The sequence below is a fragment of the Moheibacter sediminis genome (genome assembly GCF_900176425.1).
Classification (GTDB): Bacteria; Bacteroidota; Bacteroidia; order Flavobacteriales; family Weeksellaceae; genus Moheibacter; species Moheibacter sediminis.
Genome location: NZ_FWXS01000006.1, coordinates 15,847 through 33,121, shown reverse-complemented (window position 1 = coordinate 33,121; position 17,275 = coordinate 15,847). Strand labels below are relative to the sequence as shown.

12 protein-coding genes are annotated in these 17,275 nt (G+C 34.5%); 8 read left to right on the top strand and 4 right to left on the bottom strand.

Annotated features, from left to right (window positions below; all coding sequences use genetic code 11):
• The first annotated feature begins 8 nt into the window (after nucleotides 1-8).
• Nucleotides 9-362 (top strand): DUF4260 domain-containing protein, encoded by a 354-nt coding sequence (locus tag B8977_RS09705; RefSeq protein WP_084017519.1) that lies wholly within the window; start codon nucleotides 9-11, stop codon nucleotides 360-362.
• A gap of 55 nt (nucleotides 363-417) precedes the next feature.
• On the opposite strand, the gene B8977_RS09700 is transcribed toward B8977_RS09705, so the two are convergent.
• Nucleotides 418-4,032 carry a GEVED domain-containing protein gene (locus tag B8977_RS09700; protein ID WP_084017518.1) on the bottom strand — a complete coding sequence of 1,205 codons (3,615 nt, stop codon included), beginning with the start codon at nucleotides 4,030-4,032 and terminating at the stop codon, nucleotides 418-420.
• Nucleotides 4,033-4,253: 221 nt separating this feature from the next.
• Here B8977_RS09700 and B8977_RS09695 point away from each other — a divergent pair, with 221 nt between their 5' ends.
• The gene (locus B8977_RS09695) at nucleotides 4,254-5,900 is read left to right on the top strand and encodes a helix-turn-helix domain-containing protein (protein ID WP_084017517.1); all 1,647 of its coding nucleotides are present in this window, start codon (nucleotides 4,254-4,256) and stop codon (nucleotides 5,898-5,900) included.
• Between the two features lie 26 nt (nucleotides 5,901-5,926).
• Here the strand turns inward: B8977_RS09695 and B8977_RS09690 are convergent, their stop codons facing one another.
• Both B8977_RS09690 and glyA read right to left on the bottom strand, forming a co-directional pair.
• On the bottom strand, nucleotides 5,927-6,403 hold the full coding sequence (locus tag B8977_RS09690; protein ID WP_084017516.1) for a hypothetical protein: 477 nt from the start codon (nucleotides 6,401-6,403) through the stop codon (nucleotides 5,927-5,929).
• Between the two features lie 201 nt (nucleotides 6,404-6,604).
• Complete coding sequence (gene glyA / locus B8977_RS09685; RefSeq protein WP_084017515.1) at nucleotides 6,605-7,876, bottom strand: serine hydroxymethyltransferase; 1,272 nt, start codon at nucleotides 7,874-7,876, stop codon at nucleotides 6,605-6,607.
• Between the two features lie 93 nt (nucleotides 7,877-7,969).
• Between glyA and B8977_RS09680 the strand changes: the two genes are divergently transcribed.
• The 6 genes from B8977_RS09680 to B8977_RS09655 all read left to right on the top strand — a co-directional run bounded on the left by B8977_RS09680 (nucleotide 7,970) and on the right by B8977_RS09655 (nucleotide 14,850).
• Nucleotides 7,970-9,022, top strand: coding sequence for an anhydro-N-acetylmuramic acid kinase (locus B8977_RS09680; protein ID WP_084017681.1), 1,053 nt, complete (start codon nucleotides 7,970-7,972; stop codon nucleotides 9,020-9,022).
• A 20-nt stretch (nucleotides 9,023-9,042) separates the two neighbouring features.
• Nucleotides 9,043-9,693, top strand: coding sequence for a response regulator (locus B8977_RS09675; protein WP_084017514.1), 651 nt, complete (start codon nucleotides 9,043-9,045; stop codon nucleotides 9,691-9,693).
• Between the two features lie 98 nt (nucleotides 9,694-9,791).
• Nucleotides 9,792-10,322 (top strand): DUF6252 domain-containing protein, encoded by a 531-nt coding sequence (locus B8977_RS09670; RefSeq protein ID WP_084017513.1) that lies wholly within the window; start codon nucleotides 9,792-9,794, stop codon nucleotides 10,320-10,322.
• A gap of 284 nt (nucleotides 10,323-10,606) precedes the next feature.
• A complete protein-coding gene (locus B8977_RS09665; protein ID WP_084017512.1) occupies nucleotides 10,607-12,472 on the top strand; it encodes a tetratricopeptide repeat protein in 1,866 nt (621 codons plus the stop codon).
• Nucleotides 12,473-12,497: 25 nt separating this feature from the next.
• Nucleotides 12,498-13,628, top strand: coding sequence for a Na+/H+ antiporter NhaA (gene nhaA, locus B8977_RS09660; RefSeq protein ID WP_084017511.1), 1,131 nt, complete (start codon nucleotides 12,498-12,500; stop codon nucleotides 13,626-13,628).
• A 1-nt stretch (nucleotide 13,629) separates the two neighbouring features.
• On the top strand, nucleotides 13,630-14,850 hold the full coding sequence (locus tag B8977_RS09655; protein WP_084017510.1) for a bifunctional folylpolyglutamate synthase/dihydrofolate synthase: 1,221 nt from the start codon (nucleotides 13,630-13,632) through the stop codon (nucleotides 14,848-14,850).
• 4 nt (nucleotides 14,851-14,854) lie between these two features.
• Here the strand turns inward: B8977_RS09655 and B8977_RS09650 are convergent, their stop codons facing one another.
• The gene (locus B8977_RS09650) at nucleotides 14,855-17,272 is read right to left on the bottom strand and encodes a GumC family protein (RefSeq protein WP_084017509.1); all 2,418 of its coding nucleotides are present in this window, start codon (nucleotides 17,270-17,272) and stop codon (nucleotides 14,855-14,857) included.
• Between the last annotated feature and the right edge of the window lie 3 nt (nucleotides 17,273-17,275).

Here is a 17,275-nt window from a genome sequence, read left to right as displayed (position 1 = left end):
GTTGAAAAATGAAAGCTGTTGTAAGTTTAGAAAATTTAGGGTTATTTATACTGTCGATTTATTTATTTTCCTTGCTGGAATTCAGTTGGTGGTGGTTTCCGGCATTGCTTCTTTTGCCAGATTTAAGTATGCTTGGATATGCCTGTGGAAATAAATTCGGAGCCATTGTTTATAATTTATTTCACCATCAGGGATTGGCTATTTTAGTTTATCTATCAGGAGTTTATTTCGAGAATGAATTCATTCAATTGGTTGGAATTATTTTATTTGCCCATTCGGTTATGGACAGAATTTTTGGATATGGATTGAAACATTTTGCCGGATTTCACGATACCCATTTAGGCAGAATTGGAAAAAAATAAAAAGGCACTCCGTAGAGTACCTTCTTATTAAATATTAACTAATTATGAGAATAAGTTACTTTTTGATAATTTTAAATGTTTCTGGTTTACCGTTTATGATAATCCTCGCTGCATAAATTCCAGTTTCTAATTGAGATAAAGTAATTTCTTTCGAATTGGAATGAATACTTTGAGCAAACACTTCTTTACCGGTAAGATCATAGATGCGGATTTCAGAAATCTGATGATCTGATTTCAGATTTAAAACATCCTTAACCGGGTTTGGATAGTAAGAGAATTTATTTTTCTGTAAATCTGAAATTCCCATCTCTTCTCCAATTTTTAGAGTGTATTCCTCTGCTTGACCTACTTCTATATCGGCACAAGGATCCATGTGGTAATAATCATAATTATAGATAATTCTCATTCTTGTTTCACCTAAAATTGCACCATTTGGAATTTGAATAGTATTTGTACCAAAAACACCATCGGTCCCCGAAGAATTATAAACAGTTCCTAATTGATATACTTCTCCCTCGTCATTTAGCACTCCATTTTGGTTCCAATCAATAAATGCTGTAAAATAGAAGGTGTATTCTCCTAATGTATTTCCTTGGAAAGTAATGTCGTAAGTTTCTCCTTGATTAACATTTACCAACGGATCAAGGAAATATTCCTGAAGTGGTGCGCTCAAACTTGGCGTAGAAATATTATCTACATCGCTTAAAATAAGATGTGTCATAGGCACAACTCCTCCGATATATTCCAGCGTACAATATGTATCAACGAATGGAGGTTCATCTTCGCATAATAATGTAAACACACCATTAAATCCTGACTGCATATCCCATGGTCCACCTACCAAGCTGTAATGCATATCGCTTCCAATACCCGGTTGAGAACTAACTTCCCAATAAATAGGTGTACCACTCCAAGTTGAAGTTACTTGAGGACTAAACCAATAATTTTTACCTGTTCCACCGCCTGAGAAGCTTTGTGGGTCTATGTCTAAAACAACTTCATATACATTGCGGTTAAATGCTTGGCCAATTATTTCCTGAGAAACTGGAACGATATCAGTCAATGTAGTTATAACTGTTCCCGGCTTCCCATTGTTGTCTTCATAGAACCTAAGTGTCACATCCTGTGCAGGAAATTCAGCAATTAAATTGATTACTACTTTCTCAACGGTCATTGTATTTCCTGGAGAGACTGCAAAGTCATCTGCTAATAACACGCTGTTATTCTCATCTGCAACATTATAACCTTCTTCGAAATTATTGCTTTCATTTCCTTGGCCGCAATCTGCTTCTCCTATAATGCCATCTGTACAATTAATTTTAAATACACCATTGTAACCTTCTACCGGTTCAAAAATATCCCAATTATTTACATCATAATGAATTGGTGAGTCTCCTAAATTTTCAGAAGTAAACTCCCAGAAATAGAGATTATTATTACTATCCAGACCAGATGGTTGTATCCAATATTTCTTTCCGTTGTTTCCACCGAAAAAATAAATCGGGTCAATATCTAAAATTAATTTCCGCACAGATACACCAAAACTCAGCCCAATAATTTCTTGGGAAGTTGGGGCTACTGTAACCTGATGAATGATGTTTCCTGGTTTTCCGTTCACATCATCTCTGAATTTCAATGTTACAGGACCAACGCTAAAAGTTGAAAGCACATTTAATTCAATGGTTTCAGCAACCAAATTATTTCCTGCAGACACAAAAAAGTCTTCCGCATAACGCCCCATTGCTGCTCCCATTTCAAAATCATTGCTTGGATTTCCTTGGAAACAGTCAGCGCTCAGGTCTCCACTTCCTACACTTACATTGACTGTGAAATCAACCATTTGTCCATGAATGTATTCTCCACAAGGATCTGTCGAATCGTTTGAACCTAAAATTACGCGCATTCTTGTTTCGCCCAATTGCGCATTTGCTGGTACATAGATACTCTGTTGATAGACATCATCTCCTATACCCACTAAAGTGTACACCTCATTTGAATTAAATACATTATTGTTATTCCAATCAAAATAGGCTGTGATGTAATTCGAACTATTATTGGGTTTCTGTACTATAATTGGAACTATTTGCCCTTGCATTACATTAGCCACCAAGTCTAATTCATATTCCAATGGAGAAGGAGAATTGGAAATTGTATACTCAATTTCTGCAAAAGAAATGGTTTCCATATTGTCCAAGAATCCAGTAAAGTTTGGCTCGCAATAATCATCTACATTATTTTGTATCAATATGGTATAGTCTTCCGCTTGTCCCTGCGCATAATCTCCACAAGGGTTGGTAGGAAATCCGCCGGTTGCTTTTATTATTCTCATTTTCGTCAAGCCTAACGCTGCATTTGATGGCACTCCTACATTAATTATTGCTTCTTGCCCATCATTACCATTTGAATTAAATGCGTTTGGAGATAAATACATTTCTCCCTCATCGAAACGGTCATTTGCATTCCAGTCTATAAATACCGCAATGTTTTCATAAGTTCCATTGGTTGTCCCTCTCACTTTTAATTGATAGGCATTTCCAGGAATTACAGTAGCTTGAATATCGTAAAACTTTTCATGTGCAATATTACTTGATAAAGAAGATTGGTTGTAAATCCCTGCAAAGTTAATCAATGAAATAGGCGTTACAGTTCCCGAAATTCCTATTTCACAATTTACATGCAACAACAATCCTACATTTAGTGTATAGTCTTCTGCCTGCCCTGCGTAGCTTCCACAAGGATCTGTTGCATAAGCCGAAGAGCTTTTAATTACCCTCATACGGGCATTTCCTATTGTAGCATCTTCCGGAACTGTAATATTTCCTTCTGCAGTAACACCATCAGTTCCTGTAGAGTTTGTAATTGTTCCTATTTCATAACGTTCACCCTCGTCATCCAATAAATTATTAGCATTCCAATCCACAAATAATGTCACATAAGTTGTTTGATTACCATTTGTATTTCCTTCTATTGAAATATCATAATTACCTCCCTGATTTACGGCTCCTTGTATGTTTGTGAAAGATTCATTTCCCACTGTTGAAGTTGCGCTGGATGGGTTGTTTATTCCTGCAAAATTTACTCTTGTTATAGGTTCTATAGTTGAAAAACCGGCTTCACAAAATTGTACATCTTGTTCTTCACACTCACCTGAAACATTAAAAGCAATGTCGCCGCTAAAAAAATCATACCAAAAACCCCCTAAATTGGTTTTAACTCCAGGTCCGGTTGGGGTTTCTTGTGCTTCTACCTCACCACTGGTTGTAAGGATACTTATCCAGAATTTTTTTCCAGTTTGTCCGCCTGCCAAGATTACATCTTGTGGTAGATTAAAAACAGTATTGTAAAACCCATTTCCCAAATTTGTTTGAGAAGCTGGTACTACTGAAGCAAATGTTGCTAATACGGCTCCAGGTCTCCCGGGGTTTGTAGTGTTATCGCCATAAACTTTGATTTGAGCTGTAGTAATCTCTGCGTTTAAATTTACTTCATATTGTTGAAGTGTAAACTGAACCGCAGGTTCTACATCAAAATCAGCTGCTTGCTCAAAAGTAGAAATGCCAATTACATAACTAAAAGTACCATTGCCGGGAAAATCATAATCACAGTTTTCCTGACAATACGCATTTGAATACAAAAAGTAAACCAGTGCAAATAATAAAATGTTTCTCATGTGTTTTATTAATTTTTTAAAATTATCCTGGTCAAAAATATCGAAGTGGAATGGTTAAAAAAATTAATACCGGGAGTGATTTATAAATGATTACTTATTTTATAGTTTTACAAAAAATTGAAAATCAACAATTTAATCATTTTAAAATATCAAATATTAAGTTTTTTTTAACGTAGAATTATTTTAAGGTTTGAAACCATTGTTTTGTATATTTGGAATATATGGTAGCAAAAAAAATCCTCTTTCTAACCCTTATTTTTTCTACACATTTTGTATTTAGCCAGAAAGATGCTGACATCAATAAAATTTCCAATTTCGATAAAAAATTTTCACTGACTGACCTAAAAGAAGTTTATGAACTGAGTGACAGGTTTGAAAAAGCCAAAAAAGAAAAAGATTATGAATTTCTTTCTGATTACTACCGTTTACAATGGACTTTGTATGATAAAGAAAAAAACCTCATCGTGCTCGACAGTTCTCTCTACTATGCAAAATTATCTAAGAAAGAAGACTTAATAGGAGAAGCATATTTGACAAAGGGAAGATTGTTTTACATAGAAAAAGACCATACAGATGCACTCAATAATTATTTGATTGCAGACAAATATTTGGAAAATTCCAAAAATTCACTTCTTAAATACAGCACTTTGCTGCACATAGCATCTATCAAAGCCTATCTCAATGAATCTGAAGAAGCTATTGATTTATTTAGTAAATGTATAACTTACTTTAAATCTCAAAATGATTACAAAAGTGAAAGACTTTATCTGCTTTCTCTTTCAGGAATCAATATGGCTTATTATAGGATTGATAATTATAAAAAACTTTTTGAAAATAACAGGCTTTTACTCAAAGAATCTGAAAGATTGAAGGATCAACAATTTTTCAACTACTCTCTAATTGTTCTTGGATATGAAAGATACATGGCTGGGGAATATAATTCCTGCATAGAAACTGTAGAAAAAGGACTAGAATATATACTTGAAAATACTGAGGATTTTACATGGATTGGGATTTCATACTACCACATAGGGAGAAGTTACTGGAAGTTAGATGAAAAGAAAAAAGCCCTCAATTATTTTAATAAGGTTGATTCTCTTTTTAATGAATACCAATATGCTGACAAAACATTTCGCCCTATGTATGAAATACTTATTAATCATCATAAATCTCTGGGGCAGCAGTCAGAACAGCTCTACTATGTGAATCAATTGCTCAAGTTAGATAGTATAAACACTGCACATTTTGAATATATTTCTCCCAAAATCCACAAAGAATATGACACCAATAAATTAATCTTAGAGAAACAACAATTAGAGACAAATTATAAAAAACAAAGCAGAAGCTACCAATATGTAATTATAATTGGTGCCTTGGGATTGATTTTTCTAATTATCTGGAGTGTCAGACTGATTCAACAAAAACGTTCATTTAAAGAAAAATACGATTTGCTCATAAACATTCCTGCCACCATTCAACCTATAGGGAAAGTTTCTTTTGAAATAGCCAACGAAACCTCACGAGAAATTCTTGAAAAATTACAACGATTTGAAGAAAGAAAAAATTTCCTTCAGTCTAATTTAACTTTAAACAAACTTGCTTCGCAATTAAAAACAAACTCAAGTTACCTTTCTAAAACAATAAATGATATTAAAGGAAAAACTTTTACAAATTACCTCAATGAATTGAAAATAAATTACATCATCCAACTCTTAAAAGAGGAATCTAAATACAGATCATATACCATAGACGCGATTGCAGAATTGGCTGGTTATAATACTCGTCAAAGCTTCTCAAAAGCTTTTTATGACCAAACCGGAATCAGACCTTCTTATTTTCTAAAAGAGATCCAGAAAGAAAATAAATAATTTCTTTACAATTTTAAAAGTCGGATTTAGAGATAAGATTTATATTCCTCTTTTGTTTTCTCTAAGGACTTCTCTAATTTTTGGACATTATTTTTACTCAATCCCTGAATTGAATACTTAACTGATGTATTCTTCTTTTCAAGCATCTTCAGATATACTTTAATCACTGCACCACCCGGTTTCTTTTCAACTTTATAATCCTGCAACTTTTGTTTGGGAAATTCTGCTCGTCTTTCCATATTTTTAAATATCGGATGATAACTCCTAATTGAAATTACTTCCCCTGAAGAATCAAGTTCAAAATATCTTGCTCGAAAAAACATAATGGTTAAAAACACAAAAGAAATACTCAACAATATTCCAAATTCTTCCTTGTAAGCATTACTTATTCTAATAAAAAACAGAAGAAAGAAAATGGGTAGATGGAGCAACATAAGTAGTTCGATTATTTTTAATCGAAGACCTATGGTATTCTTATTACTGATTTTTGAATAGGTTTTCATTATTTAGGATTTGGACACGAATAAATATTATAAATTCAACGACAAGTATATTAAGAAAACATTAAATTTCAAGTATTTATAATGTACGAATTCCCGAAAACAGACACTTGAAATCATTTTACAAAAGCCTGATTAAAAGTTATTTAAACACAAAAGCAGTATAATGAAAATTATACTGCTTTTGTATCTTAAAATTCTGAATTATTTTACAAAAAGTGGTCTGTCCTGCATCAATTCATTAACTTTTTCTGCAACTGATTCCAAAACCGATTCGTCATCCTTATTCATCAACGCCTCATCAATCAAATCCGAAATGGTTTGCATTTCAGCTTCTTTTAGTCCACGTGTAGTAACTGCAGCCGTCCCTAAACGGATACCAGAAGTGGTAAATGGAGATTTATCATCAAACGGAACCATATTTTTGTTACAAGTGATATCCGCTTTTACCAAAGTATTTTCCGCTTCTTTTCCGGAAATATTTTTATTACGTAAATCAATCAACATCAAATGGTTATCTGTTCCACCGGAAATTATTTCATAACCTTTGTCAATCATCGCTTTAGCCAAAGCCTGTGCATTTTTGGTTACCTGCAAAATGTATTCGAAGTATTCATCAGACAAAGCTTCCTCAAACGCAACTGCCTTTGCTGCAATCACATGCTCCAAAGGACCTCCCTGAATTCCAGGAAATACGGCAGCATTCAACAATTGAGACATCATTTTGATTTCGCCTTTTGGTGTAGCATGACCCCAAGGATTTTCAAAATCTTTGCCCATCAAAATGATTCCTCCACGTGGTCCTCGCAAAGTTTTATGCGTTGTAGAAGTGACTATGTGGCAATGTGGAATCGGGTCGTTCAAAATCCCTCTTGCAATCAATCCCGCCGGATGCGCGATATCTGCCATCAATAAAGCTCCTATTTCATCTGCAACTGCTCTAAATTTGGTATAATCAATGTCGCGCGAATAAGCAGAAGCTCCACAAATAATCATTTGCGGTCTTTCTTTCAAAGCCGTTTGACGCATAGCTTCATAATCAATTCTCCCCGTTTCCTGGCTTACACCATAGAAACAAGTTTCAAACAAAATCCCTGAAGAACTTACAGGCGAACCATGAGTCAAATGCCCCCCATGAGACAAATCAAATCCCATGATTTTATCGCCCGGGTTCAAACAAGCCAGATAAACAGCAGCATTTGCCTGTGAACCACTGTGTGGCTGCACATTTGCATATTCTGCATTGAACAAATGTTTCAACCTTTCAATGGCAAGAGTTTCGATTTCATCCACGACCTCACATCCTCCATAATAACGCTTTCCGGGATAACCCTCCGCATATTTATTGGTTAAAATTGAGCCCATCGCTTTCATCACATCACCACTCACGTAATTTTCTGAAGCAATCAGCTCCAGTCCGACAGTTTGTCTTTCTCTTTCGTCTTCAATCAAATCGAAAATTATGTCTTTTGCCATTGTATAAGTATTTTGCGTCCCAAAAGTACTGAATTTATCTTATTTTTAAACGATGAAATCAAAAGGCTCATTTCACTTAAAATAATTCAACATATGAAAACATTTTATGCAATCGGTTTGATGTCTGGGACTTCTCTGGATGGGTTGGATTTGTGTTATGCTAAATTTGAATTGCCTTCATTTCATTTTGAAATCATCCATGCGGAAACTGTTTCTTATTCAGACGAATGGATTTCCAGGTTAAAAAATTCAATTTATCTTTCAGGATTGGATTTAACTAAATTAGACGCAGATTACGGATTTTATTTAGGACAAAAAGTAAATGAATTCATCCAAAAATATCAGGTAAAAAATATTGATTTGATTTCCTCTCACGGACATACAGTCTTTCATAATCCAAAAGAAAAATATACACTTCAAATCGGGAATGGTGCAGCGATTTTTGCCGAAACGGGCATCAAAACAATTTGTGATTTCCGAATGCAGGATGTAGCACTTGGCGGGCAGGGCGCGCCTTTGGTTCCAATTGGAGATGAAAAATTGTTTAGAGAATTTGATGCTTGTCTTAATTTGGGCGGATTTTCAAACATTTCATTCAAAAAAGAAAATGAACGAATTGCTTTTGATGTTTCTCCTTTCAATATAATTTTAAATTATCTGGCAGAAAAGTCAGGATTTAAATATGATAAAGACGGGGACTTAGCCCGAAATGGAACTCTAAATAATTCTTTTTTGGAAGAATTAAATTCTCTAGAATTTTATAGACTCAATCCTCCAAAATCATTAGGAATTGAATTCTGCATCGAAGAAGTTTTTCCTTTGATTGAAAAATCAAACTTAAAAACAGAAGATCTACTCGCAACTTTTACAGAACATTTCGCACAGCAAATCAGCAAAATATTTAATCAGAATCAACTCAGAGATATCTTCATCACCGGTGGCGGTACGAAAAATAAATTCTTCCTCGAAAGGTTGAGATCCATGGACGAAACGGAAATTATCATTCCAAAAGATGAAATTATCGACTTCAAAGAAGCATTGGTTTTTGCGTTCATCGGAATTTTAAAACACGAAAACGAAATCAATGTCTTAAAATCTGTTACTGGGGCGAAAAAAAATCACAGCTCAGGCGTTGTATATTCCTGAATTTGAATTAATTTTAAAATGTGAATGTACGAATTGCCATAGCAGATGATAATTTCTTCCTGACCAAGGTCATCGAAGAAAAACTCTCTTTTTTTGACGATTTGAAATTGAAATTCACAGCTATCAACGGAAAAGACTTGATCGAAAAAATGAAATCTGACTCCGTTATTGATTTGATTCTTATGGACATAGAAATGCCCGTCATGAACGGCATTGAAGCCACGGAAGAAATCAAAAAAAAATACCCGCACATCAAAATCGTGATGCTTACCGTTTTTGATAATGATGAAAATATTTTCAATTCCATCAAAGCCGGGGCTGACGGTTATTTACTCAAAGACATAAAAGCCCAAAACCTCTACAACGGCATCATCGAAACCATCAATGGCGGTGCAGCCATGACGCCATCGATTGCCCTGAAAACCCTGAAATTGCTTAGAAATCCGGTTGAATTTAAAAATCAGTCCGAACAAGAGGACGTAAAACTTTCTGCCCGTGAAATAGACGTTTTGGAACAATTAAGCAAAGGTTTAAATTACAATAATATAGCCGAAAACCTTTTCCTTTCGCCAAGTACCGTGAGGAAACACATCGAAAATATCTACAAAAAACTGCAGGTTCATAATAAACTGGAAGCCATCCAAAAAGCAGAACGAATCAAGCTTATTTAATCTTTTCATTTTAAGAATTTCAAAATAGGGCAAATGCCTTATTGCATGAATTTATTTGAATTTGAAAATTTGCATCATAACTATTAATCCAAAAAATTATGAAAACGATTAAAAAATTAAACATTATGATGTTGCTTTTAATTTCATCTGCAATTTTTACTTTCTCTTGTAAAAGTGATGATGATGGTGGAAATGCCGGACCAGCAGCTGAAGGAACGATTGTGGCAAAAGTGGATGGAACTACCATCACGACTCTAGAGATGGTAACTTTTGCCAACTTGGTCAGCGGAACTTTATCCATTCAGGGAAATACAGGAGGAACATCCAGTAAAGCACTTACATTGCTTATCAATGGAATTGACGGTGTGGGAACTTATCCTCTCGGAGGTGGTGCTAACATAGCGAACAGCGCTTCTTATATGGAAATTGTGGTTGATATGAGCAATCCGATGAACACGCAAACACACACTTGGCAAGCACCTTATGATTCAAGTCAGGCAGGCGAAATCAAAATTTCAGAAATGACGGCCACTCATGTAAAAGGCACATTCAGTTTTTCTTGTAAAAATGTAAACGGTGACAACAGCGTGAAAAATGTGACTGAAGGTTCCTTCAATATACAACTTTAATTCTAACAATTTAAACCCCTTTTAGGGGTTCTCTTTACTATTATACATTGATTAATTAACATGTGAGAGAGCGTAATGGCAGGAACGATGTAGTTATTCTGAGTTTACTGCTATTACGCTAATTTTCAATTAAAAATAACATAAAGCATTAAAATTAAAAGGATTATAAAACGGACGATTTATTTTCCTAATTTTATATCAGGAAATTCAACAATTCATTTTTGAAATGTGTCAATTATCTTTAAACCTTTCTGATACCTTGGTTAATTTATAAAAACAATGGTATGAAAACATTTCTATTTTATCTGGTTTTATTTTTTTGCTCAACTCTTTGTGCTCAGAAAAAGAATATTGAGAAATTAAATGATGACGCTCTGAAAATTTACCGAACAGAGGCAAAACGTGCGTTATCGTTATTAGAAGAAGCTCAAAAATTATCAGAAGAAAAAATTGATGTCCAACGAACCAATAACAGCCTAGGAATCGTTTACAGATTTTTAGGCGAATTCGAAAAGGCCAAACAATATTCTTTAAAAGTTTTAGGAACCCGGGATATCAAACTTGAAGCCTCCGCTTACAATAATATCGGTGCCTGCAACCGCTCGATGGGCAAGTACGAAGAAGCTGTGAAATTTTACATAAATGCTTTGAAGGGCTATGATAAGCTCAAACTGGACAATGAATACGCAACCGTATGCAGTAATTTAAGTGTGGTTTATAATTCATTGGAACTGTATGAAAAAGCAAAAGAATACAACCAGACTGCCATCGAAAAGTTTACCAAAACAGAAAACAAAAAAGGATTATCTGAAGCATATAACAATTATGCAATGATTGTAGTAAATGAAGGAAATTTGGACGAAGCCTTAGAGTATTTTACAAAATCTTTGGAAATTGAAAGAAATCTTAAAGATAAAAAAGGCATTTCAGAATCATTGAATAATGTGGGAGGTGTTTATTATTATCAAGGGAAAATAAACGATGCGCTCAAAATTTTCAGAGAAGTTCTTGCGATTGAGAAATCAATAAAAAATCTAGGTGGAGTTGCGTCTACTTACAACAATATTGCTCAAATGCTAATTGAGAATAAAGAATATACCACTGCAAAAAATTATATAGATTCTGCTTATTCCTTTTCTAAAAAAAATAAAATATCAGAAGATTACCTTATAAGCATTGAAAATTACATCAACTATAATGAGCAACAACAAAAATTCAAAGAAGCCAATCAATATTACAAAAAATATAACAGCATTTCCGACAGTATAAGACAAGAAAATAATTTGGAACAGTTACATGATGTAGAGACCAAATATCAAACTGAAAAAAAAGAAAGACAAATTCTTGTACAACGCGCGCAGATAGCAGAAAATCAATTGAAAATAGAGAGAAAAAACCTATTGATTTTAGCAATAATCAGTTTGGCAGTTTTGGGAGGAATGATTGGTTATCAGTTTTACAGAGTTCAAAAGATCCGAAACAAACAACTCGAAAAGGAAAACCAGCTCAAAGATGCGCTAATCAAAATCGAAACCCAAAACAAATTACATGAACAACGTCTGAGGATTTCCCGTGATCTACATGACAATATCGGCTCGCAGCTCACATTCATCATTTCGTCTATTGACAATCTGAAATTTATCCTAAACCAAGAAAATCCGGAAATTTCAGACCGTTTGGAAGACATCAGCTATTTCACACGCCACACGATTACCGAACTCCGGGATACCATTTGGGCCATGAACAAGGAAAATATTTCTTTTGCTGATTTAAAAATTCGAATCAATAATTTCATCGAAAATGCAAAATTGGCAACAAAAGGAATTGATTTCAATTTCGAAATTGATGAAAAAATCGATGAGGAATTTTCATTTTCTGCTCTTGAAGGAATTAACATTTACCGCGTGATTCAGGAGTCCATCAATAATTCCATCAAACATGCAGAACCGACAGAAATACAAATTAAGTTCAAAAAAAATGGAGAAAGGTTTGTTATCTGCGTTTTAGACAATGGAATCGGACTCGATGAAAACAATGTCAAACTCGGCAACGGGCTTCACAATATGTACAAACGAATCGCCGAACTGGGCGGAGAATTGACCATCAACAATAACAAAGGAAAAGGAACAAAGCTAAAAATTAATATTTAAAAATTAGATTTAATACCTTCGCAATATGAAGGTACAAAAGATTTTTATAAACTTTTTCAAGAGTCAACAAGCGGGTGGAGTCATCTTACTTTTTTGTACAATTGTTTCACTTTTTATTGCCAATTCTTCTTTAGGAATCAGCTATGAAAATTTTTGGAAAACGGAAATTTTCGGACATCATCTAGACCATTGGGTCAACGATGGATTGATGGTTATTTTCTTTTTCTTAATCGGTTTAGAATTAAAAAGAGAAGTCATCGTAGGCGAACTTTCAAGTTTCAAAAACGCTTTGCTTCCTATCATCGCCGCAATTGGCGGGATGTTGGTTCCGGCATTGATTTATATGAATTTCAATTCCGGTACACCAACCGAATCCGGATTTGGAATTCCGATGGCAACCGACATTGCATTTGCGATTGGAATTCTTTCATTGTTAGGAAAAAGAGTTCCGCTTTCGCTCAAAGTATTTCTGACTGCGCTTGCTGTAATAGATGATCTGGGAGCGATTATGGTTATTGCAATCTTTTACAGCTCTGCCATTTATTGGATCAATTTAGGAATTGCATTGGCGATTTTTGTTTTATTATTGATGTTAAACAAAATGAGAATTCAATCCATTTGGATTTATTTAATCGGAGGAATTTTTATGTGGTATTTCATGTTACATTCCGGAATTCATGCGACCATTGCAGGCGTTTTACTTGCCATTACAATTCCGTTTCACAAAGATGATTCACTTTCAAAATCATACAAATTACAACACGTTTTACATGCGCCTGTTGCATTTTTGGTTTTACCCATTTTTGCTTTGGCAAATACTGCAATTATTATAAATCCAGGATGGGAAAGCAACTTCGGAGAACCTTATGCTTTGGGAATTTTAGGTGGATTAATTTTAGGCAAACCCTTGGGAATTCTTTTATTCTGTTTGATTGCTGTCATTCTAAAAGCGTGTAAACTTCCAACGGGAATGAATTGGTCAAACCTCACCGGGGTTGGATTTCTGGCGGGAATCGGATTTACAATGTCCATATTCATCACATTACTTGCCTTTGATGATTGGGAAATTATAAACAATGCCAAATTTATGATTATGTGCGCTTCATTTTTTGCTGGAATTATAGGTTATATTTGGCTGCGAATTAGTTCTAAATAAAATGAAAAAAAATTTCGCACAGACGGTTGAATGGCTTTATGAAAAGCTGCCTATGTTTCAGAGAATTGGCAGCGCGGCGCTGAAAAAAGATTTACACAACATCAGATTGCTTACCGAATATTTGGGAAATCCTCACCAAAAATATTTGACCATTCATGTTGCTGGCACCAACGGAAAAGGGAGCACTTCGCACATGCTTTCTTCGATTTTGCAGGAATCAGGTTACAAAGTGGGATTGACGACTTCTCCCCATCTGAAAGATTTCAGAGAAAGAATCAGAGTCAACGGCGAAATGTGCAGCGAAGATTTTATCATCGATTTTGTAGAAAATAATTCAGCTAAAATCGAATCGCTTGAGGCTTCATTTTTTGAAGTTTCTGTGGCGATGGCTTTTGATTATTTTGCCAAAGAAAATGTAGATATTGCGGTAATCGAAACCGGTTTGGGCGGAAGATTGGATTCTACCAATATCATCATGCCTATTTTGTCTGTGATTACCAACATCGGATTTGACCATATAAATATTTTAGGGAATACAATTGAAGAAATTGCATTTGAAAAAGCAGGAATCATCAAACCTAATATTCCTGTCGTAATCGGAGAGACGCTTCCAGAAACCAGAAAAGTATTTGAACAAAAAGCTAAAGAAACCCATTCTGAAATTGTCTTCACTGAAGAAAATTCATTCAAGGAATATGAGTCAGATTTGATTGGAATTTATCAGATAAAAAACAGAAGAACAGTGCTTATGGCAGTTGATATTTTACAAAAGAAAGGATTTCATATTGATGAAAATTCAATCGAAAGAGGATTGAAAAATGTAGTTAAAAATACAGGTTTGCGAGGTCGTTGGGACATTCTTCAGAGAAACCCACTCATCGTTACCGATACGGCACACAATACGCATGGTTTGAGTGAAGTGATGAAACAAATTAATCAAACCGAGTATGAAAAACTCCATTTGGTTTTGGGGTTTGTAAATGATAAAGACGTCGTGTCCATCCTGGAACTTTTCCCTAAAGATGCACGATATTATTTCAGTGAGCCGGATGTTCCACGTAAGATGCTTTTGGAGGATCTGAAGAAATTGGTTCCAAATGAATTGGATGCTACTTATCATTCAACCATTAAAAATGCTTTGGAAAGCGCAAAAGAAAACGCCAACGCAGATGATTTCATCTATGTTGGCGGAAGCACCTTTGTGGTGGCTGAAATTATTTAAAAATTTATTTTCTCTTTAAGGGATTTTCAGGTAAAAATTTTTCGTACCATTTTTTCTTTTGCTGAACGTAGCCATAACCATATCCGTAGCCATATCCGTAGCCGTAACCATAGCCGTAACCTCTTCCCGCTCCGACGTCATTTAATAACATTGCCATGTTTGGAAGTTTTTTGTCACGGTAAAGTTCTCTAGGAACATTAAGCAATCGTTTATCTAGATAATTTGCACGTGTTACATAAATAAATAAATCTGCCTGCTCAGAAATCAACTGTGTATCCGTCACCAAACTTACAGGAGCTGTATCTACAACTATATAATCGTATTTTCCCTGTGCCTGGCTAATCATTTCCTGGAATCTCCCATTCATCAATAATTCAGAAGGATTAGGCGCCAAAACACCCGCAGAAATGATGTCAAATGCATAAGAAGAGTCTTTTATTATAATATCTTCTATTGTTAAATCTTCATCCATCAAGAAATGAGTAATACCTTTACGGTTGGACATTAGATTTTTAATATTGAGATAATCCAATACTTTAGGACTACGAATATCTGCTTCAATAATCAATACTCTGTTTTTTGTTGTGGATGAAGAAAGGACTATTGATAGATTGGTTGCTATAAATGTTTTCCCTTCTCCGCTTATCGTGGAGGTTATAAAAATATTTTTTGTTTCATTTTTATTTCCTGATAAATAAAAACTCATGTTAGTACGTAAAATGCGGAATGCTTCTGCAAGTACACTTCTGTCGTTTTGTTCAATAAAAGTATTTTCAGAAGTTGGAATGTCTCCTATAACAGGAGCTTTTACAACTGCTTCCATTTCTTTACGGGTATGAACTTTATTGTCAAGTAAAAATCTTGTATAAAGAAAACCAAAAGGAATTATAAGTCCCAAGATAGCAGCTCCCAGATATATTATATTTTTTTTGGGAGATATTGGCGTATCATTTCCATAAGCTGTATCTACGATTTTTATTTTTGAAGGTGTTGCGGCATTAGAAATTTCTGTTTCCTCTCTTTTTTGAAGAAGAAAAAGATAAATAGCTTCTACAATTTGCTGTTGTCTGGATAAGTCTCTGAATTGTTTTTCCTGGTTTGGAAAAGCAGAGATTTTAGAATTAATAGAGCCACCCTCTCTTTTTATATTGTTTACAGCAATCTGAGTAGTTTGTTTGTAGTTATTCAAACTTGTTTTGAGTGATTGCCCTAAATCATTAATTTGCTGATTGAGGTTTTGCACAATTGGATTTTTCTCTGTCGAGTGGGTAAGCATGGATTCTCTTGCTAGAATCAGCTCGTTGTACTTTTGGGTTGAAGTATTTATGGCAACGTCATTAAGACCAATATTTGCAGGAACTAAATCGTTAGAGTTGGAATTGAGATAATCGTTCATATAACTTACCAAATTCAACTGCGTTGAATATTCCAACAGCTTACTATCATTTTGAGCCGAGGTTTGTAAATTGATTCCTGTTTCAGTTTCCAGATCTGTAACATTGTTTTGGGATTTAAATTCTTTAACATCCTCATCTGCTCCTTTAAGGTCTGCAGTTACGAGATCTAATCTTTCATTGATAAATTTTGCTGTTTTTTCACCTACGCGTTTTTTATCATTTACAGCATCGGCATTGTATTGTGTTACTAACTCATCAATTATACGTACTGCCTTGGCTTTTACGTTATCGACCATTGAAAGTGTGATAACATTGTTTTTGCGGGTGCCTGATCCTGTAGCTTCCGCTTGGATTTTATTTCGATAGCTCTCAACAACTTTCATAAAAGGTCGAACTCTTATATAGAATAAGTCGTTTACGTTTTTATTTAGATTTTCTCCATTGGGTATAAGAATGATTTCTCCAACCGGAGACTTTATTCTGTTTCCAAATTTCGCTATTGTTTTGAAACCTTTTTCTTCCTCTTTTATTTCATATTCTGTCGGAGAGATTATTTTTACCAAGAAATTGGAACTCAACGTATCTTTTAAAGTTGAATTTTGTTCCAATAATTTTAATTTAATGGGCGAACTTTCATTCAGAAGCTCGGTAGTTTTAAATCTTCCCTCTCTTAGATATTGTATATTTAAATTTAACTGAGTAACGACTTCTGTCATTAAACGCCTTGACTTTAATATTTCAATTTGATCTTCTACATTTGCTTTTCCCCCATCTGAAAGTATTGAAAGATCCTGCAGGGCTGCTAGTTCGCCAGACATTGAATTGGTTTCGTCCAGTAAAAGTATTTTAGAGGAGACCATATATGCGGGAGTGCTGTATCTCAAATAAATATATGCACCTGCTATAGCAATTATAAACCCCAGCACAAACCATTTCCAGTAATAGAGATATTGTTCTAAAACTTCCCTTAGGTTGAAGTTATTCTCTTCTTCTTCAAATGAATTATATAAATCGCTTTTCTCCATTTC